The sequence below is a fragment of the Marivirga lumbricoides genome, assembly GCF_014636295.1.
Lineage (GTDB): Bacteria > Bacteroidota > Bacteroidia > Cytophagales > Cyclobacteriaceae > Marivirga > Marivirga lumbricoides.
In genome coordinates, this window is sequence record NZ_BMEC01000004.1 from 329,332 (window position 1) to 348,347 (window position 19,016).

Here is a 19,016-nt window from a genome sequence, read left to right on the forward strand (position 1 = left end):
TGAGAATAGAAGTTAAAATTTATTAAGAAATTTAATCATCCGTTTTCATGGATGAGGGTAACCCACTTCTGATATGTAAATCTCTTTGAGGAAAAGGTATCTCCACATTGTTTTTAGCAAAAGTTTTGAAAATTTCATAATACAACTGGCTTTTTAATGCATTAGGCCTTTGAATAAACTCTGAAGTCCAGATGATGAGGTTAAAATTTAGTGAACTGTCACCGTATTCATCAAACCATAAATCGGGCTCAGGATAATTTAATACGCCAGAATGTTTCTTTGCAACCTCAATAACCAATTGTCTTACTTTCTCCGGATCTTCCTTATATGACACGCCCACAGGTATCTTAAATCTTACTCTTCTATCATTGTGGCTCCAGTTAATCACTTGGCTGTTAATGAATTCTGAATTAGGAACAATTACGGAGATATTGTCATTGGTAATTACTGTGGTGGATCTCATGGAGATGGAAAGTACATCGCCATTAATATCACCTACTTCAATTCTATCGCCTACTTTTATTGGTCTTTCAAAGAGGATGATAATACCTGATATGAAGTTGTTCGTCACATTTTGCAAACCAAAACCTATACCAACACCTAGTGCTCCTGCAAGAAGCCCCAGGGTACTGAGATCAAAACCTGCGGTTTGAAAAATAGTGATAAAACCAATTACAATAATAATGTAGCGAATAATAGTGCCTATAGATGCGCTAACACCAGTATCTTTAATATATCTGTTTAATACTCTCTTAACCAGAATTCTGCTAAATCTATTGGAAAGGAATACCAATAGAAAGCTGGATACAATGATAAATAACAGGGTAAGTATTGTGAAATCACTTCCTTTTATATCAAAAATAACGATGTTCAGGATTTCATTAATTTTCTTAAGTACATCCTCAAAGCTTTCACTGATTATATCCATATCCCGAAGATATATATTTTATGGAATTAAAAGAGAAGAATCTCCAAAAGAAAGAAAACGATAGCCCTTACTTAATGCTTCCTCATAAATTTTCTTCCAGCCATCTCCCACTAGTGCGGCAATTAATAGCATTAAGGTTGATTCCGGCTGATGGAAATTAGTAATGAGCCCACTAATCACCTGAAACTCGTAACCTGGGAAAATAAAAATCTCTGTATCACCAAACAGGGTGTCCAGGCTGTTATTATTCATATAATTAAGCACAGCCTGAAAAGATGATGATCTAGTAGGTAAGTCTTGAAAATCTATTTCGTAAGGAAGTAATTTGCTGATCCTAAATTCTTTACCTGTGTTGTTAATCAGGCTTACGCCAAACCAGTAGGCACTCTCCAGGCTACGTACTGAAGTAGTTCCTACAGCTATAATGGGGTTTTGGGTTTCTGCTAAATATTCAATAGTCGACTTATCTATCTGAATTTGTTCACAATGCATGGGGTGCTCCAAAACATTTTCTGATTTAATCGGCTGAAAAGTACCAGCACCTACATGCAAAGTTAAATACATGTCACTAAATCCTTCTTTTTTAAGGTTTTGTATTAAGCTATCAGTGAAATGAAGTCCTGCTGTGGGAGCTGCAACGGCCCCTTCATTCTTTGAATAAACTGTTTGGTATCTTGGTTTGTCCTCATCTGTAGCATCTCTGTTTAAATAGGGTGGAAGGGGGGTGGTTCCCATTAATTCCACTATTTCAACGAAAGGAATGGAATTATTATCCCACTCAAAGCGGATGTGGTTATTTTCGTAAACTGAATAAGAGGCTGTTACCTTGATTTTACCATTGCTAGTCTCAAAAAATCGTTCCAGAAGATCACCTGCTTTCCATCTTTTCCTGTTTCCTACCATGCAATGCCAGGTACATTTGTTTTTCACTAGCATCGCTTCAGCAATCTCGGTAGTTGGCGAAACAGGAGAGAGTAGAAATATTTCAATGGAAGCTCCTGTTTGCTTTTTGAAATGAATTCTGGCAGGAATTACCTTAGTATTGTTAAAGAATAGAGTGCTTTTTTCAGGCAGGTGTTGTCTTATATTAAAAAACTGATCGTGTTTAATATGACCATTTTTATGGACAAGTAATTTGGAGTGATCACGTTGTGCTAAAGGATATTTGGCAATCCTGTCATCTTCCAGTGTATATTTATAATCCTGTAAATTAATTTTTGCAGCTTTTTCCAACAAATTCGGCATAAAATAGTCAATTTGCCACAAAGATAAGTTCAAATGCTTTAAAGAGGAAGCTTAACAGGAATAACCAATAGCTTCACATGCAAAGCATAGTAAAATAATTAATACTATCAGATGAAGATTACTAAAGTTGTAGCAAAGCATCATATTCTTGATTTCAAATTTGAGGCAGGTACCTCCAGAGGGAAATTGAATGCCAAGGACACCTGGTATCTCATTTTATATGAAGGTACTCGTGTAATAGGAGTAGGAGAGGCTGGTCCTTTAAGAGGCTTAAGCATCGATAAAATAGATGAAATGCCTGAAGCTATTGAATTGATAGCCAAAAAATTAGAAGGTAATAGCATACCTGATACTCTAAGTGATTGCTTTTTGCTGGCTAATGAAATTTGCAATAAAGCATTTCCTTCTATAAGGTTTGCAGTTGAAACAGCTTTGTTAGATGCCAGAAATGGTGGACTGAAAATGATCTTTGATGCTGGCTTTTTCAAACGTCAGAAACGTATTCCTATCAATGGATTAGTTTGGATGGGTGAAGAGGATTTTATGCAACAACAGATTAAGGAAAAGCTCAGAGAAGGCTTTAATTGTATAAAAATGAAAATTGGAGCAATAGATTTTCAAACAGAACTTAAATTGCTGAAATCCATACGAAAAAACTACAGCAAAGAGCAAATAACTTTAAGAGTTGATGCCAATGGTGCCTTTTCTCCGGAGGAAGCACTCAATAAGCTGAATGAACTTGCAGTTTTAGATTTGCATTCTATTGAACAACCGATTAAAGCAGGCAGCCGAAGAGAGATGCACGAGCTATGTAGGAATTCTCCTTTAGCAATTGCTTTGGATGAAGAGCTAATTGGCCTTCATGATCCTGCTGAAAAAGAGACACTTCTCAAAGAAATTAATCCTCAGTATATAATTTTGAAACCCACATTAATTGGGGGTATACAGGCTACTTTAGAGTGGATTAATTTATGTAAAAAGCACAACATTGGCTGGTGGCTTACCAGTATGCTGGAATCTAACATTGGTTTAAATGCTATTTGCCAGCTGGCTGATTATCTTAAGGTTAATATGCCTCAAGGCTTGGGTACCGGTAAATTATACCATAATAATATTGAATCCCCTTTAACCATTCAAAATGGGGAAATCTATTATAATGCTCATAAAGATTGGCAGGAAATTGAGTTAATTTAATATCCTAATGCTCTTTTAATTGCCATAGCATAGCCTAAATGTAAACTTTCATGGATGTTATTATAAGCCATAGCATCCTGAAAGCTGTCTAGCGTTGCTCCGAAGCTGGTTTCATAAGTTTCATAATCGGTAAACTTATACTCTGCTATGTCTTTTCTTAAATGAGCCATTGACTGGTCGGAGAAAAGATGAATGATTTCCAGCTCTGCTTTAACATCATCAATATCAGGAGGAAATGTTCCTTTTCTGTAAGTGTCGATAAAGTCATCAGGCAAAGTAAAAGATAAGCCTGAATATTTGTAAATAAGTATGTTTTGTGAAGCTATTGCATGTCCATAGTTCCAAATAATATTGTTTTTAAACCCTTTTGGAATGATATTTAAATCTTCAACTTTCATACTTTCAATTAAGTGCTTAAAGTTGCTTCTAATTACTGAGTTGTATTCTAATGTTTGCATTTTTGATAAATTGAAGAGTGAAACTATCATAAAATTTCGATATTTCCTTCGTTTTGAAAAAGATTACTTAAATTAGATTTTATTAGGCATGCATACTAAAAATAAATATGACACACTCTAAATATCCTCACTTACTTAAACCATTAAATCTGGGCTTTACAGAACTGAAAAACAGGGTTTTAATGGGTTCTATGCATACAGGCCTGGAAGAAGCTAAAGGTGGTTTTGAACGCATGGCTGTTTTTTATGCTGAAAGAGCAAAAGGAGGTGTGGCTCTTATAGTAACAGGAGGTGTTGCACCTAACTGGCAGGGATGGTTAAAGCCTTTCTCCATCAGGATGACAAAAAAGAAACACGCACGGCAGCATCGAGTAATTACTGAGGCTGTGCACAAAGAAGGTGGTAAAATTTGTATGCAAATTCTACATGCCGGAAGATATGGCTACCACCCCTTTAGTCTCGCGCCATCAGCTGTAAAGTCACCTATAACGCCTTTTAAGCCATTCAAAATGTCTTCCCGCAGGATTAAAGCAACCATAAAGGATTTTGCTAACAGTGCTGCCCTTGCCAAAGAAGCTGGATATGACGGTGTGGAAATTATGGGTTCTGAAGGGTATTTGATAAACCAGTTTATAGTAAAACATACTAATAAAAGAACGGATGAGTGGGGAGGTAGCTACGAAAACAGAATTCGTTTACCAATAGAAATAGTAAAAGCAGTACGAAAAGCGGTGGGAGATGACTTTATAGTTATTTTCAGGCTGTCGATGCTGGATTTAATTCCTGAAGGTAGCAGTTGGGAAGAAGTGGTGCAATTGGCTAAGGAACTGGAAAAAGCAGGTGTTAACATCATCAATACAGGTATAGGATGGCATGAAGCCAGGGTGCCCACAATTGCTACCATGGTGCCAAGAGGTGCCTATAGTTGGGTTACTGCAAAGATGAAACAGGAAATTAATATTCCCTTGATTACAACCAATCGGATTAATATGCCGGAGACAGCTGAAAATATTCTGGCAGAGGGAAAAGCTGATATGGTTTCTATGGCCAGGCCATTTCTTGCTGACCCTGAGATAATTATTAAGGCTGAGCAAAACAGGGAAAACGAAATTAATACCTGTATTGCCTGTAATCAGGCATGTCTGGATCATGTTTTTCAAAATAAGGTGAGCAGTTGCCTGGTAAACCCTAAAGCATGCTTTGAAACAGAATTGGTGAGTAAAGCTACTCCAAAAAGCAAAAATATAGCTGTAGTGGGGGCAGGGCCTGCAGGTTTAGCATTTTCTACTGAGGCAGCTAAAAGAGGACATAAAGTAACCTTATTTGATGCTGATGGACAGATTGGAGGCCAGTTTAATATGGCAAAGAAAATACCCGGGAAGGAAGAGTTCTATGAAACACTTAGGTATTTCAAAAAGCAAATTGAATTAACAGGTGTAAACCTTCAGCTAAATAAAAGAGTGAGCCCTAATGATTTAAAGGGGTTTGATGAAGTGGTAATTGCTTGTGGTGTAAACCCAAGAGACCCTAAAATAGAAGGTCAGGAAAATGAAAAAGTGTTGTCCTACATAGAAGTTTTAAAAGAAGGGAAAGCTGTTGGAGAGAGAGTGGCCATTATTGGAGCAGGAGGGATTGGCTTTGATGTAGCTGAGTTTATCAGTCAGAAGGGTGAAAGCGCCAGTTTGGATACAGCAGAGTTTTTAAGAGAGTGGGGGATTGACGCGGCTATTTCGGCAAGAGGCGGGGTTAACAATGTAAAAGCTCAACCTGAAAAATCTCCAAGAGAAATCACCATGTTTCAGCGTTCGGAGGGAAAGATGGGAGCTCGCTTAGGAAAAACTACTGGTTGGATCCATCGTGCTGCGCTTAAGAACAGAAAAGTAAATATGGTAACAAATGTGCAGTATGATAAAATAGATGAAAAAGGCCTGCATTATACAAGAAATGGTAAACAGGAACTTCTGGAAGTAGATACAATTATTTTATGTGCTGGACAGGTTTCTGAGAAAAGTCTTTTCCAACCTTTGTCAGATATGGGCATTCCTGTTCATTTAATTGGAGGATCAGCAGTAGCTGCTGAATTGGATGCTAAGCATGCTATCAGGCAGGCTACCAAGTTGGCTTTAGAGGTGTAATTGAAAAAGTTTATTGCTCAGGCTGTTAAACGGAAAGAGGAATGTTGATTACCAACATTCCTCTTTCCGTATTAAGCACAAATATAAAATGACTCTATTTCCAGGCTAAAACTTTCTCTAGTGTATCAAGGAAAGCATCTGGCTTTTGATATCCCGGGACGGCCTGAATAGTTTTAAAATCTTCTTTAATGTAAACTATAGTAGGGTAGCCGCTAACTCCCATAGATCTTGCCATCATTTGTGAAGTAGTAGTATCCTGACCGATAGAGATTTTATCCTGGCTTTCAGCATTTAACTTTACAGCATAAAAGTTCTCGTTAACAAATTCTGCCACCTTGGCGTCCTGAAAAGTATCTCTATCCATTCTTTTGCACCATCCACACCAATTTGTGTAAACATCAACAAATATTTTCTTAGGATTTTTTTGGTTAAGCTTATATGCTTCCTCTAATGTTAACCATTTAATAGTAGCTTTTTCCTCAGGCTTATTTACTAAAGCTGAAGATGCTATCAATAAAACAATAGCAGGTAGTAAGATTAATTTCCTCATATCTATTCAATTAATTAGTTGAATATAAAGTAAAATTTATTCAACTCAAATTTCATACAAATTTATGCATTAATTGGTTCAGCTGATGTAATTTTAGCGACTTTTCTACTGGTTATTCTTACATATACAAATGCTATTCCAAATAAAACGCCAGCAACACTGGCCATGGCTCCCGCTATCGATCCATTAATTGAGAGCGCAAGAAAATGTCCGCCTATAGCTGATAAGATTCCAATGATACATGAAAGAATAATCATCTTTTTTAAATCCTGAGTAAGTAGATAGGCTGTGGCTGCTGGTGCTATTAAAAATGCCACTACTAAAATAGCCCCTACCGATTCGAAGGAGGCAACTGTGGTAAAAGAAACGAAAGACATTAACAGGTAATTCCACAAAGTGGCTGAAATACCTAATGAGATGGCATATTGAGGATCGAAAGTAGTAATCTTTAATTGATTAAATCCCAATATGATAAATGCGATGACCAGAATAAAAACTGTTCCTAAAAGATAAATGGCTGATGGACCTATATCCAATCCGGAAGCCAAAACAATAGTGTCCAGAGGAACATAAGCTATTTCTCCATAGAGAACGCATTCCTGATCCAGATCTACCTGGCCGGTAAAAGCTGAAATCAGGATTACTCCCAGTGCAAATAGCCAGGTGAAGGTTACGCCAATGGAAGCATCTGATTGCAGTTTGCCTTTGTTAGTGAAAAACTCTATTAAAAAAGTAGTTAAAATGCCCAATATACCTGCTCCAATCAGCATTGTTACAGAATCTCTACTGCCAGACCATAAGAAAGCTATCACAATGCCGGGCAATACTGCATGGGAAATTGCGTCTCCGACCATAGCCATTTTTCTTAGAATAAGAAAGCAACCTAGTATACCGCAGGACATAGCCACGAGCGAACCTGTTAAAATTATGTAGAAACCTGACATATGAATTCAAATAAAAAAGTCCTATTCAATTCGAATAGGACTCAAAATGTAATGATTTATTCAACAATAAATTCTCCATTCATTAAAGCAGCATGACCTGGAAAAGAGCAAATGAAAGTATAAGTTCCTTTTTCAGGTGCCTGAAATTCAATAGTATCCTCTTCTCCGCCACCCAATAACTCAGTATGGGTAATTACGTTTGAAGAAGCCTCTTCAGGAATATAATCAGTCGCTTTTGCAGTTGCTGCTTTTTGAGCAAAATCCATAAAATCTGTATCTTTTGTTAAAAGTACCCAGTTATGACCCATTTGCTCTACAGACATTTCTCCTACATGTTTTAAAGTTAACTTAACTTTCTGTCCGGCTTTTACCCTGATTTCCTGCTTATTAAATTTCATCTGGTCAGTAGCTTCAATCACTATTTCCACAACTTCTGCATCAGCATTCATGTCAGCTTCTTGTGCAGGTTCAGCATTTTCAGCATTTTCCTGAGCTCTTTGGCTAATGATTTCCTGGGAAGTGGGTTGGCTTTCCTCATTTTGACTTTCATTTGAGGTATTTCCTCCGCAGGCGAATACCAAACCCAGGATAGAAGCGCTTAAGATTGTTTTTAAAATTTTCATAACTATTAATTTAATTTATTATCTGTTTATATAAGTACAATCGTTTAAAGTAATTGAATGTTCATGTTTTATTCATTAATCGTAAGGTATTTTGGAGTTGTGAGGATCTACTTCAGGATAACCCAACTTTTCTTCCAGCCTCTTTTCCAACTCAGGAGTAATTAAGTGCTCAATAGTATCAGCATCTTCGTGAACGTGATCAGGTGCAATTCTCAAGTAATCAGTAAGATATAATTCCCACAATCTGTGAAGTTTCACCAGTCTGGCCGCTTTTTTTTGTCCGAAGCTACTCAGAAAGTAACCTTCTTTTGTTTGAGATAAATAGCCATGTCTTTTTAACCTTCTCAATATTTTCAGAATGAGTTTATCGCTATAATAGCGTTTTTCCCTGATCATTTTTATAGTTTTGGGCTCTCCAAAGCTTTCCTCAGCTTCTGCAATCTGAAAGAATGTTTTTATTATATTCTCATCCTGAATACGTTGCCTGTGCCTTACTTGTATAATAGCTTTCGCAATAATCCCTTTCTTGGGGGAAAAGAATATGGATATAAAAGCTATTAATGATAGCACCATCACTACCCATGGTCCGGTTGGCATATTAGGTGCTACATAGCTGATGGCTGTTCCTGAAAAACCCGAAAAACCTCCTATAAAGGCTGCAATTAATAGAATCCTGGGTAAATACCCTGACCAATATTTAGCAGCTGCTGTAGGGGTAATCAGTAATGCTGCCATTAGCACTACACCAACAGCCTGAATGCCTGTAACCACAGCTAAAACAGTTAAAGAGCTTAACATAAAAATTAAGCCTTTCACAGGTAAGCCAATTGAGCGGGCAAAATTTTCATCGAAGCTAATCAGTTGTAATTCTTTATAGAACAAACCCACCATTACAACCAAAAGGATGCTAATGATGGAAAAAATGATCACATCCTGCTGCACCATAGAGGCAGCTTTTCCAAACAGGAAAGAGTCCAATCCTGTTTGTGCCGAGTTACCAGATTGTTGAATATAAGTTAATAAAAGTACCCCAAAACCAAAGAAAACTGAAAGGATGAGCCCAATGGCAGTATCCTCTTTAATCTTTGAGTTTTTTGAAATATAATCAACCAGTAATATTGAAACCCATCCTGATATAAAGGCACCTACTATGAGTAATAAATAGTTTTTGGTTCCGCTTAAAAGAAAGGCCAGGCATATTCCAGGCAAGATAGCATGCGCAATAGCGTCACCGATAAGGGCTCTTTTTCTTAAAAATGTAAATGAGCCCACCACTGCCGCACTGGCGCCTAAAATTATGGTGCCAAGCGACACATAAAGGACATTGATGTCCTGAAAGGAGAAGAAATTTCGTAGGTTTTCCAGCATATTACTCTCTGTTAGGAAATCTATTCTTCTGGATTAATTCACTGATTTCAGTCAATAAAGTAAGCTTACCGCCATATGTTTCCTGTAAAAGCTCCGGTGTAAAGGCATTTTCAATAGGCCCGCTGGCTACTAAACGCATGTTCAAAAGTATAATCCAGTCAAAATACCTGGCTACAGACTGCAGATCGTGATGGACTACTATAACTGTCTTTTTTTCAGCAGACATTTGACGTAATAGCTCCACTATAGCTTTTTCAGTAGCCGCATCAACTCCTGCAAAAGGTTCATCCATAAAATAAATCTCCGCTTGCTGTGCTAATGCCCTGGCCAGAAAAACTCTTTGCTGCTGGCCACCGGAAAGCTGAGAAATTTGCCTGTCTTTAAAAGCTTCCATGCCTACTTTGCTTAAGCTATCCATCACTATTTCTTTATCAGCTTTTTTAGGTCTTTTTAACAATCCTAATTGACCATATCGGCCCATCATCACCACATCAAATACGGAGGTAGGGAAGTCCCAATCCACAGATTCCCGCTGTGGCACATAACTAATTTTATCCCGTACTTCTTTTAAAGGTTTGTCAAGAATATTAATATAGCCGCTACTTAATGGGAGCAAGCCCATTATTGATTTCAATAAAGTAGATTTACCAGCACCATTCGGTCCAATGATTCCTATTAATTTTCCCGATGGCAGACTCAAATCCACATCCCAAAGCACAGGTTTTTTCTCGTATGAAACGGACAGATCGTGTACTTCAATTATTGGGTTTTCAACTTGTTGTATCATAAATATTGCATCTTCAATGCTTTATTAATAGCTAATTTATTCAGCTGTTAAACCTTTATATATTTTTTGAACATTGGCATTTACCATTCCTATGTATGTGCCTTCCTCTGTACCCTCTTCACCCATTGCATCTGAATAGAGGCTACCCCCAATTTTAACCTCGTGTCCTCTTCCTCTGCATCCTTCTATAACTGCTTCAATTGCCTTTTTGGAAACAGAAGTCTCTGTATAAATAGCTGGAATTTTATGTTTTACTATAAAGTCAACCAGATTGCTCACATCCCTTAAACCATATTCCGATAATGTAGAAATTCCCTGTAGCCCTCTCACTTCCATTTGATAGGCTTTTCCAAAATATTCAAATGCATCGTGGGCAGTTATTAAAATTCTGTTGGAATCAGGGATGGAAGAAATTTTGCTCTTTACTGCTAAATGAAGGCTGTCCAATCTGGCAGAATAGGTCTTATAATTCTGACGATAAGCAGTCACTTTTGTAGAATCGGAATCGCTTAGTTTATCTGGTAAGATAGCCAATGCTCTGTTCCAGAGGCTTACATCAAACCAGATATGAGGATCATGAGCACCTTGAAATGATGAATTATTAATCAGGGAGGACGAAGGTACATTTTCTGCAATTGCAACAACGTTCTTTTTTTTGCTGAGCTTATTTAAAATATCTCCCATTTTTCCTTCCAAAAATAAACCATTATAGACAATTATGTCTGCATCCTGTAGTTTTAAGAGGTCGCCATGGGTTGCTTTGTACAGGTGAGGATCCACTCCCGGCCCCATTAAAGCTTCTACATTTGCCTGGTTTTTTACAATGTTTTTTACTGCATCGGCTATCATTCCTGTGGTGCAGACAATGTTTAGCTTTTCGTTATTTTTTTCATCTGATTTAGAACATGATCCCATCAAAAGGGGGGACGATGTCAACATAATAATCAGGGCTATTTTATTAATTAGTGACCAATACATTTTGCGCAATTTCTTTACTAATGAATAATTTATTTTTACTGTCAACCAGGATTTCCATAGATCCATCAAATTGTACTTTATCAATAATCTTGGTTTTTGCTCCCAGGTAAATACCTATCTTATCCAAGTGTTGTAAGAACAATGGATTGGCGTCCTTGACTGCCACAACTATGCCTGTCTCATTTATGTCCACTTCAGAAAGTGGTGTCTGAGGCTTTTCTTTGAATAATCCATTTTCATCAGGTATGGGGTCACCGTGCGGATCAAACTTGGGATGGCCTAAAAACTCGTCTAATCTTTGTATGAGTAGGGGAGATTTTATGTGCTCTAGTTGTTCAGCTATCTCGTGTACCTGATCCCAATTGAACTTCAATTTCTCTACTAGAAATACTTCCCAAAGCCTGTGTTTTCTTATTACTTGCAGCGCAGATTTTTTTCCACTTTCAGAAATTTTTACCCCTTGATACTTTTTGTAAATAACCAATTCCTTCGAAGAAAGTCTCCGTAACATGTCCGAAACAGAAGCCGCTTTGGTACTCATTTCTTCCGCAATGGCATTGGTAGAAACGTCATGCTCCCCGGCATCTGAAAGATGATATACAGCTTTTAGATAGTTCTCTTCGGCAAAGCTTAATTTGATCATAGCTTTTAGTGTTTTGTGCAAATATAAAATAAAATTAGATGAATCTAAAAATTTTATTAAATAAAGTTAATTTCGGAAAAATATTCGAAATTTTAAATTTTAACGTGGTTTAGACTATTCTAAAAATTATTTTAGGGTGTGTTTTTTAACAAATGGAATTAGTTTATTCTCTTCATCTGACCATTGGATTTCTTTACCTGGCAAAGTTTTATAGAACCATTTTTGAGAAAGTTCAGCCTCAAACTTTTTCATATTGATATCCTCAAAGTCTACACCTATTGCTGCAGGGTACTTTTCAAGCATATTAAGCCACATTACATGGTTTGGAATAAGCATTGGTTTGTGTAGTGCAAGGCATTCGTAAAATTTGGTAGGGATTCTACCTGCTGTATTTTCATTGATTTCGTAAGGCATTATTGCTATATCTGCTATTAGCAATTCCTTAAGAATCTCTTCATTAGGGACAGGTCTTTCACCTCCTTTTAATGAGATGTATGGCGTTAATTTAATGCTTTCAGTAATCTTTTTAAGATATTTATAATCAGCGGAGTAACCGATGATAGTTAAACTTACTTTACTGTTTGTTTTGTACAGGTTCTGGCAAAATTTTATAGCCTCTAAAGTGCCGTATTCTTTTCCAATTGTTCCTGAATAAATGAAGGAAATCTTACTTTTTACGGGGAAGTTGAGCGGTTCATTAATATGCTGTACAGAGGTTATAGCAGTTTTATTGAAAATGAATTCATAAGGTCTGTTCTTTAAGAATGGTAACTGCCTCACATATACCTCTTCAGCTAACAGATAGCCTGATACGAAATAACGTGACATCCACTCAATGCTTTTAATACCAAGTGATAAAATGGGTTTGATTTTGGAAGAATAAGCGTGGCTGTATTTTAGGTTTAATCTGTAATTTTCTTGTACATCATAAAGAATTTTAGTTCCAAATAATATTCTGATAATGTAATTAACTATCAGTAATTCAGGACTGCTAACTATTATGAGTTTAGGTTTTACTTTAATATAGGCTTTATAATATTTCCATGAGGCCTTTATTCTGGAAATTGAGTTTCTTTTAAAATTAAAAATAGGATGAAAGGAAATATTTTCAGCTTTATTTATCATTTTTGAATTAAAGCCTATGATATTTACATCATATTTATTTGTTTGCGCAAGCGATCGACCAATCTTTTGATAAGCCCTGACATCATCGACAGGTTTCAAAACAGAAGCGATAAGTATTTTGATTTTAGTATCCACTGGTATAAAGGTAAAATAGAAAATGGAATTTAAAGAATTAATTGAAAGAGCCTGGGACAATAGGGAGCTCCTTAAAGATAAGGAAACACAGATAGCAGTGAAGACTGTTGTTGAAGAATTAGATGAAGGAAAAATAAGAGTGGCAGAGCCTGCGGAAAGTGGCGAGTGGATCGTTAATGAATGGATTAAAAAGGCTGTGATCTTATACTTCCCTCTTCAAAAAATGCAAACCATAGAACTGGGGCCTTTTGAGTTTCATGATAAAATTAAGCTAAAAAAAGGTTTTGAAAAATTAGGAGTGAGGGTGGTGCCACATGCGATTGCAAGGTACGGATCTTTCGTTAATTCAGGTGTTGTGATGATGCCTTCATATATAAATATTGGAGCATACGTAGACAGTGGAACCATGGTAGATACATGGGCAACGGTTGGTAGTTGTGCGCAAATAGGAAAGAATGTTCACCTCAGCGGAGGGGTTGGAATCGGAGGAGTTTTGGAGCCGGTTCAGGCAGCACCAGTGATTGTGGAAGACAATGCTTTTATAGGGTCCCGGTGCATCATTGTAGAGGGGGTAAGGATTGGTAAAGAGGCAGTGCTTGGAGCCAATGTTACATTAACTGCAAGCTCAAAGATCATAGATGTAACAGGTAGCGAACCTAAGGAGTATATTGGTTATGTGCCAGAAAGATCTGTTGTTATTCCAGGCTCTTTCTCAAAGAAATTTCCGGCAGGAGAATATAATGTTCCTTGTGCGTTAATTATCGGACAGAGGAAGGAAAGTACCGATAAAAAGACCTCATTAAATCAGGCGCTTCGTGAGAACGATGTAGCAGTTTAAAAATTGAGAAATGATTTTGGCACCTAATTTGAGAAAAGTGTTAGCATGAGAGTATTTATAATTGCGTTATTAATATTAGTTTCGAATACCTTAAAGTGCCAGGATTATGATGATTATTTCTCGGCTAATCCGAAAGCGGATTTCCCTGTAGTAGAAAACAGGCCCTTTGATTTTGGTGAAGAAATTCAATATAAGATTTATTATGGTTTCTTCACTATAGGGAAAGGGCAATTTAAAGTGCACAAGAATCCATTCAAGGTGAATAAGCGCGGGGCTTATAAAATTGATGTGCGCGCTAAAACCACAGGAATGGTAGACTGGGTAGCTAAAATTGATGACCAATGGGGTGGGTATATTGATACTACTTCATTGGTGCCTCATCAAGCGTACAGAATTATTAAAGAAGGGAATTATAGAAAAACTGAGGTAGTTAACTACGATCATAATAGTCAAATGCTGGAGGTGAAAACCAAAGGCAAAAATGATGCGGATTTTAAAGAGCCTATGTACTATGAATTTCCCCAGCAGGTGCGTGATCTCATAAGTGGGTTCGCGTATTTCAGGTCACTCGATTTTAATAAAATTAAAGTTCGTGATACTATAACAATTCCCGCTTTTTTTGAAGATACTTTTTATAAGCTACAAGTAGTTTATTTAGGAAAAGAAACGATTGATACACCAGTTGGAAAAATTCGGGCGCATAAGGTTACTCCCGTAATGCCTGATAATAAAATTTTTGATGGAGAAGATTCTGTGCTAGCATGGTTTTCCGATGATAAAAATAAAATCCCGCTAAAAATCAATGCTAAATTATATGTAGGATCCGGAGGGTTGGAAATTACAGGTTTCAAAAATGTGAAGCATCCTATAAATTTTGATATGAGTAAATAGACTATAAGTTTGTTATATCGTTTACTAAAGCTTAAGCTATTTACATTATGGTAAAATAACTATCCACCAGATTAAATAATACTTTACTTAAATTATCAGCAACCTCAATTTTATGGAGTTTTATCTTAGTTAGAGCATTAATGTTTAAAACATAAAGCTTAATTTTGATTTTTATTAATTAGAAAAAAAACAAAATAATGATGTCGAAAAAGTTAGTTTATGTATTTCTTTTACTCAGCTCTGTATTAGTAAGCTGTGCTGAAAAAGATAATGCTGATATTGGCAATGAATACTATAGCAGTGGAGAGTATGCAAAAGCAATAGAGGCGTATAATGAACATCTTACTATGAAACCAGCTGACGAAACTATTATTTACAATAGGGGAAGGGCTTATGAGGAGTTGGGTAAATATGATGAAGCAGTTGAAGACTTCGAAAAAGTAGTAAAAATTAATCCTAAGAACGAGAGTGCATTATTGAGTATAGGTAAAAACTATTTTCGTTTGAAGGAATTTGAAAATGCAGCTTTTCATTTTGAAAAAGCTTATAAAGCAAATACGTCCAGCTCTCAGGCCGCTCTATTACTAGCCAGAGCACTGCATAAAGCAGGTCAGGTAGAAAAAGCGATGGAGTATTATAATATAGCCATCAATAACGACAGCAAGAATGGAGAAGCTTTTATGTACAGAGGAGCACTTAAACTATTTCTTAATAAGTCAACAGGTGGTTGCAGTGATATTCAGCAAGCACGTAATATGGGCATAAAGGAGGCAGAAGATTTATACAAGAAATATTGTAAGTAAGTTTTGGTATGCTTACTGAATAATCAGTAATAATTTTGCCGATTGAAAAATTGAAGCATTTTTGTCAGAATAGAGCTTAACTCACAAAAGCTTTATTCTGATTTTTTCAAATTTTCAACAGTTGCTTCCAGATTTGTGATTCGCTCCCATAAAGATTTTGGGTTAGTGAAGTTAGCACTAAGAAACATTTTAGCCTTCCATAGCTCAAGTATATCTGTCAAGGCTAATTTTAGATCAGGGTATTGTCTTTTATTAATGACTGCATCCGCTTTAGTTAATATATAATCAAGCTCTTGGTTTATGTCAACTATTCTTCTTACAAGAATTCCGTCCTTTTTTGATACAATAACATAAACAGTATCATCAATAATATCTTCAAGGCTTTCTATCCACTCAGTAAAAATAACGTCTCCATGGGTAATGGTGGGTGCCATGCTATTACCATCTACTTCAAAAGCTCTGGTTAGTTTTGAAGAAAGTGTGGGAATAGAGTATGAAGGTAAAGTTTGAATATAGTCAGAATCTTTATGGTTTGACAAATAAGCTTGCTGTCCTTCTATTGAAACCATCGGTATTTTTACGCTGTTGGATGCGTCTGCTTTAGGAAATTTTTTTGACTCATGGGGTTGGTGTTTATACTGGTGAAAAGGTTCTTTTGCTGAGGCCATATCTTCATATCTTTCAATACCTAGAATTTGATCTGAGTTACCGAAAATAAAATTAGGATCAATTTGCCATTTATTCAAGAATATCTGTAGTAAGTCACCACTTATTTTGAGTCTTTCTTTTAATATTTCTGTAAAATATGAAGGAGAAACTTCCAAAGATTCTGCTATCTGCTTTTTATTATTTGCTCTTTTAGTCTCTAAAAGATAATTTACAGCCTTATTAAATCTTTGATTAACGGTTTCTTTCATATATTAAAAAATCTTACAGATATTCTTTATTTTTCTTGCTGTTAATAAAGAATATCTGTATATTTGTTTTTTCATTCAAAATCAGAGACAAATATAAAATAAATACAGTCAAATGTATTACAGAAGCGTACCCAGATTCTATGGATTTGTGGTTAATGGCTTCCGCTATGTTAAAAAAGTTATGAATATATGTGGGTTCAAATGAAAAACTGATCAGGTTCAATAGGATGGAGGAGAGCTTTTGTTTAGGATGAATGAATTAATCAATTGTTTTACTGAGGCTTTAAATAAAGTGGAATACAAGCGTGATATACAACAATGGGCAGAGAATTGGATTAATGATATGTTTTTAGCAGTGAAGAATCAAGACAAATATCTTATATTAAGTTTAATAAAAGAAAATCGTAATAGTAGAATAAACTGGAGTAATGATATCAAGTCTTCTACCTCACGGGAATATTATTCATTAATTGGTAAGGCCTACAGAATTATTTTCTAAAAATACTAAATCGGAATTCCTGTTTTCTCAGCTTAGGTTGGTAATTATTTGTTTAAAGGTTCATGATTACAAATGACGTTGGTGGTTATTGAACCAGTGCCGAGGCAGGTAGGGCAGTAACTAAAGAATTCTTTATCACCTTCGCACACAGGGCATGTATGGATGCCTACTCCATTGCATCTATGGCAAGTTTTATAGCTTTTGTTTCCCATAGTGCCCAGATAGATAATTACCCCATCTCCACTACAGATGGAGCACCCTACTTTGCCCACACCTTCACAATAGTTACAGGTTTTTAAAAGTTGCTTTTCTCCATTACAAGTAGGGCAGGTTTTAAGTCTATAGCCACTGTGGTCACAAAATTCACAAGAGAAATTTCTGTTCAGCTTCTGCTTAAGCATATCTTTAAGCTTAAGAGCATTTTCATAATAGGCTCCGGCACTGCCCATTATTTCGAAGTATTTATCTAAAAAACTTTGGCTATTCTGGTATTGTCCAACATAATAAAGTGTTTCTGAAAACAGATAGGGCATTTCAGCAGGAAGCTTAGAACCGGTTTTAAGGATTTTTCTGAAAGAAAGGTTTGCCTGTTCGTAATTACCTGCTTCCATTTCTGCCTGTGCTTTTTCGTAATAATAGGTAACCGTTTCTTTGCTCTCAGATTGAGCTAAAATAGAATGATGTAATCCGAAGGATAACAACAACAGTAAATAAAATTTATAATTTCTCATTTAATTTTTAAACGACTCTTTAATCTAAGGAATTATATTTTGAACTAACATCTGTAATAGCAATATAAATCCGTTTGATAGAAGAAATTTTGTGTTATAATTGATAAATGTGGGGAGGAGTACTTGATTTGCAAAAGCTGAAGCTTTTCATGTTTGGTTGTGGTGGGTTAAAATATATTGTTTTTAACCTCCAACAATATCCTTAAGGTTGTTGACTAGTTCACTCCAGAGCTCATACTGCTCCTGCTCGTCATCATAATCAGAATAATCTACTACTTTAACGTACATGGATTGAGTAATTTCATTTTCGTCAAGATGAATCTCCACATAAGATTTATCATCTTCTTCTCCGTCCTCGTAAAACTCAAATTTAACATATTGGTTTATTCTATGACCTACTAATCTGGCTGGGTGGTCTTCATCATCATAAATGAAATTGAACTCTTTATCTTCATTTATATTTACGTCATCCGCGAACCACTGAGCCAGTCCGCTCGCTGTACTTATATAAGGGTAAAGCATCTTTTTAGATGCGTTTATTTCAAAATCTGCAGTAAATTTTTTCATTCTTTTTTTACTTTATTTAGGAAAGGATAAGTTATGACTTAATTTCATTTATACCAATAAAATTCTTTCTGATTTTTATTTGCAATTTGATCAGAGAATTTATTAAGTTTGCACTCCCATTCAGGAAATGACTTTTAACAAATTCATAACTGATAGAAATAATAATCATAATTAACCAAAATGATTGTTATTTATTTCATGATGACAAACGGTTATCATTGAGATATATTGGAAGCTAAATCTATTTAATTGATAGTTTTGACTTAAGTATTTGGAACACAGGATTTATATTTGATTAATACTTTAGTGAAGACTACAGCTTTTAAGAATAAAGGTTTTTATTGGAGAAAAAAGAAATTAAATAAATGGTGAGGTAGCTCAGTTGGTTAGAGCGCAGGATTCATATCCGCCAGTTGGCGGACGGCAGTTCAAATCTGCGAATAAGGTTTTTTGAAGATTAAGAGAAAATAAAATTATAAATGGCGAGGTAGCTCAGTTGGTTAGAGCGCAGGATTCATAACCCTGAGGTCGGCAGTTCAAATCTGCTTCTCGCTACTCAAGCACCCTAATTGGGTGCTTTTTTTTTGCCATGTTTACCGTATATGTTCTATATAGCCCAACTTTTAAGAAGATATATATTGGCTATACTTCAGATCT

At 35.9% G+C, this 19,016-nt stretch carries 19 protein-coding genes and 1 tRNA gene; 6 read left to right on the forward strand and 14 right to left on the reverse strand.

Features of this window, described 5'->3' with window-relative positions; all coding sequences use genetic code 11:
* Positions 1-31: 31 nt before the first annotated feature.
* A complete protein-coding gene (locus IEV85_RS08265; RefSeq protein WP_188462138.1) occupies positions 32-928 on the reverse strand; it encodes a mechanosensitive ion channel family protein in 897 nt (298 codons plus the stop codon).
* 18 nt (positions 929-946) lie between these two features.
* Positions 947-2,173, reverse strand: a complete 1,227-nt coding sequence (locus tag IEV85_RS08270) for an S-adenosylmethionine:tRNA ribosyltransferase-isomerase (RefSeq protein WP_188462140.1) — start codon at positions 2,171-2,173, stop codon at positions 947-949.
* Positions 2,174-2,284: 111 nt separating this feature from the next.
* Here IEV85_RS08270 and IEV85_RS08275 point away from each other — a divergent pair, with 111 nt between their 5' ends.
* Positions 2,285-3,367: an o-succinylbenzoate synthase gene (locus IEV85_RS08275; RefSeq protein ID WP_188462142.1), complete on the forward strand. Its 1,083-nt coding sequence runs from the start codon at positions 2,285-2,287 to the stop codon at positions 3,365-3,367.
* Here IEV85_RS08275 and IEV85_RS08280 read toward each other — a convergent pair.
* Positions 3,364-3,825 (reverse strand): DinB family protein, encoded by a 462-nt coding sequence (locus IEV85_RS08280; protein ID WP_188462144.1) that lies wholly within the window; start codon positions 3,823-3,825, stop codon positions 3,364-3,366. The two genes, IEV85_RS08275 and IEV85_RS08280, sit on opposite strands and share 4 nt — an antisense overlap.
* 107 nt (positions 3,826-3,932) lie before the next feature.
* Between IEV85_RS08280 and IEV85_RS08285 the strand changes: the two genes are divergently transcribed.
* Positions 3,933-5,960: an NADPH-dependent 2,4-dienoyl-CoA reductase gene (locus IEV85_RS08285; RefSeq protein ID WP_188462146.1), complete on the forward strand. Its 2,028-nt coding sequence runs from the start codon at positions 3,933-3,935 to the stop codon at positions 5,958-5,960.
* 94 nt (positions 5,961-6,054) lie between these two features.
* Here IEV85_RS08285 and IEV85_RS08290 read toward each other — a convergent pair whose 3' ends face one another.
* The 8 genes from IEV85_RS08290 to IEV85_RS08325 form a co-directional block, all read right to left on the reverse strand.
* Positions 6,055-6,510 carry a thioredoxin family protein gene (locus IEV85_RS08290; protein ID WP_188462149.1) on the reverse strand — a complete coding sequence of 152 codons (456 nt, stop codon included), beginning with the start codon at positions 6,508-6,510 and terminating at the stop codon, positions 6,055-6,057.
* A 62-nt stretch (positions 6,511-6,572) separates the two neighbouring features.
* Positions 6,573-7,454 carry a metal ABC transporter permease gene (locus IEV85_RS08295; protein ID WP_188462151.1) on the reverse strand — a complete coding sequence of 294 codons (882 nt, stop codon included), beginning with the start codon at positions 7,452-7,454 and terminating at the stop codon, positions 6,573-6,575.
* A gap of 56 nt (positions 7,455-7,510) precedes the next feature.
* Complete coding sequence (azu, locus tag IEV85_RS08300; protein ID WP_188462153.1) at positions 7,511-8,077, reverse strand: azurin; 567 nt, start codon at positions 8,075-8,077, stop codon at positions 7,511-7,513.
* Positions 8,078-8,152: 75 nt separating this feature from the next.
* Positions 8,153-9,445 carry a metal ABC transporter permease gene (locus tag IEV85_RS08305; RefSeq protein WP_188462155.1) on the reverse strand — a complete coding sequence of 431 codons (1,293 nt, stop codon included), beginning with the start codon at positions 9,443-9,445 and terminating at the stop codon, positions 8,153-8,155.
* Between the two features lies 1 nt (position 9,446).
* Positions 9,447-10,232, reverse strand: coding sequence for a metal ABC transporter ATP-binding protein (locus IEV85_RS08310; RefSeq protein ID WP_188462157.1), 786 nt, complete (start codon positions 10,230-10,232; stop codon positions 9,447-9,449).
* Between the two features lie 36 nt (positions 10,233-10,268).
* Complete coding sequence (locus tag IEV85_RS08315) at positions 10,269-11,210, reverse strand: metal ABC transporter solute-binding protein, Zn/Mn family (protein WP_188462159.1); 942 nt, start codon at positions 11,208-11,210, stop codon at positions 10,269-10,271.
* Positions 11,191-11,853: a metal-dependent transcriptional regulator gene (locus IEV85_RS08320; protein ID WP_188462161.1), complete on the reverse strand. Its 663-nt coding sequence runs from the start codon at positions 11,851-11,853 to the stop codon at positions 11,191-11,193. Before IEV85_RS08320 ends, IEV85_RS08315 begins: the two co-directional genes overlap by 20 nt.
* A gap of 126 nt (positions 11,854-11,979) precedes the next feature.
* On the reverse strand, positions 11,980-13,113 hold the full coding sequence (locus IEV85_RS08325; protein ID WP_188462171.1) for a glycosyltransferase: 1,134 nt from the start codon (positions 13,111-13,113) through the stop codon (positions 11,980-11,982).
* Positions 13,114-13,135: 22 nt separating this feature from the next.
* On the opposite strand from IEV85_RS08325, the gene IEV85_RS08330 reads away from it, so the two are divergent.
* The 3 genes from IEV85_RS08330 to IEV85_RS08340 all read left to right on the forward strand — a co-directional run bounded on the left by IEV85_RS08330 (position 13,136) and on the right by IEV85_RS08340 (position 15,645).
* A complete protein-coding gene (locus tag IEV85_RS08330) occupies positions 13,136-13,951 on the forward strand; it encodes a 2,3,4,5-tetrahydropyridine-2,6-dicarboxylate N-succinyltransferase (RefSeq protein ID WP_188462174.1) in 816 nt (271 codons plus the stop codon).
* A 45-nt stretch (positions 13,952-13,996) separates the two neighbouring features.
* On the forward strand, positions 13,997-14,842 hold the full coding sequence (locus IEV85_RS08335; RefSeq protein ID WP_188462176.1) for a DUF3108 domain-containing protein: 846 nt from the start codon (positions 13,997-13,999) through the stop codon (positions 14,840-14,842).
* A gap of 197 nt (positions 14,843-15,039) precedes the next feature.
* Positions 15,040-15,645, forward strand: a complete 606-nt coding sequence (locus IEV85_RS08340; RefSeq protein WP_188462178.1) for a tetratricopeptide repeat protein — start codon at positions 15,040-15,042, stop codon at positions 15,643-15,645.
* 92 nt (positions 15,646-15,737) lie between these two features.
* On the opposite strand, the gene IEV85_RS08345 is transcribed toward IEV85_RS08340, so the two are convergent.
* From IEV85_RS08345 to IEV85_RS08355, 3 genes are all read right to left on the reverse strand, one after another.
* Complete coding sequence (locus tag IEV85_RS08345) at positions 15,738-16,562, reverse strand: S24 family peptidase (RefSeq protein ID WP_188462180.1); 825 nt, start codon at positions 16,560-16,562, stop codon at positions 15,738-15,740.
* Positions 16,563-17,105: 543 nt separating this feature from the next.
* Positions 17,106-17,792, reverse strand: coding sequence for an outer membrane protein assembly factor BamD (locus IEV85_RS08350; protein WP_188462182.1), 687 nt, complete (start codon positions 17,790-17,792; stop codon positions 17,106-17,108).
* A gap of 183 nt (positions 17,793-17,975) precedes the next feature.
* A complete protein-coding gene (locus IEV85_RS08355) occupies positions 17,976-18,359 on the reverse strand; it encodes an START-like domain-containing protein (RefSeq protein ID WP_188462184.1) in 384 nt (127 codons plus the stop codon).
* Positions 18,360-18,840: 481 nt separating this feature from the next.
* Between IEV85_RS08355 and IEV85_RS08360 the strand changes: the two genes are divergently transcribed.
* Positions 18,841-18,914, forward strand: a tRNA-Met gene (locus IEV85_RS08360).
* The last annotated feature ends 102 nt before the right edge of the window (positions 18,915-19,016 follow it).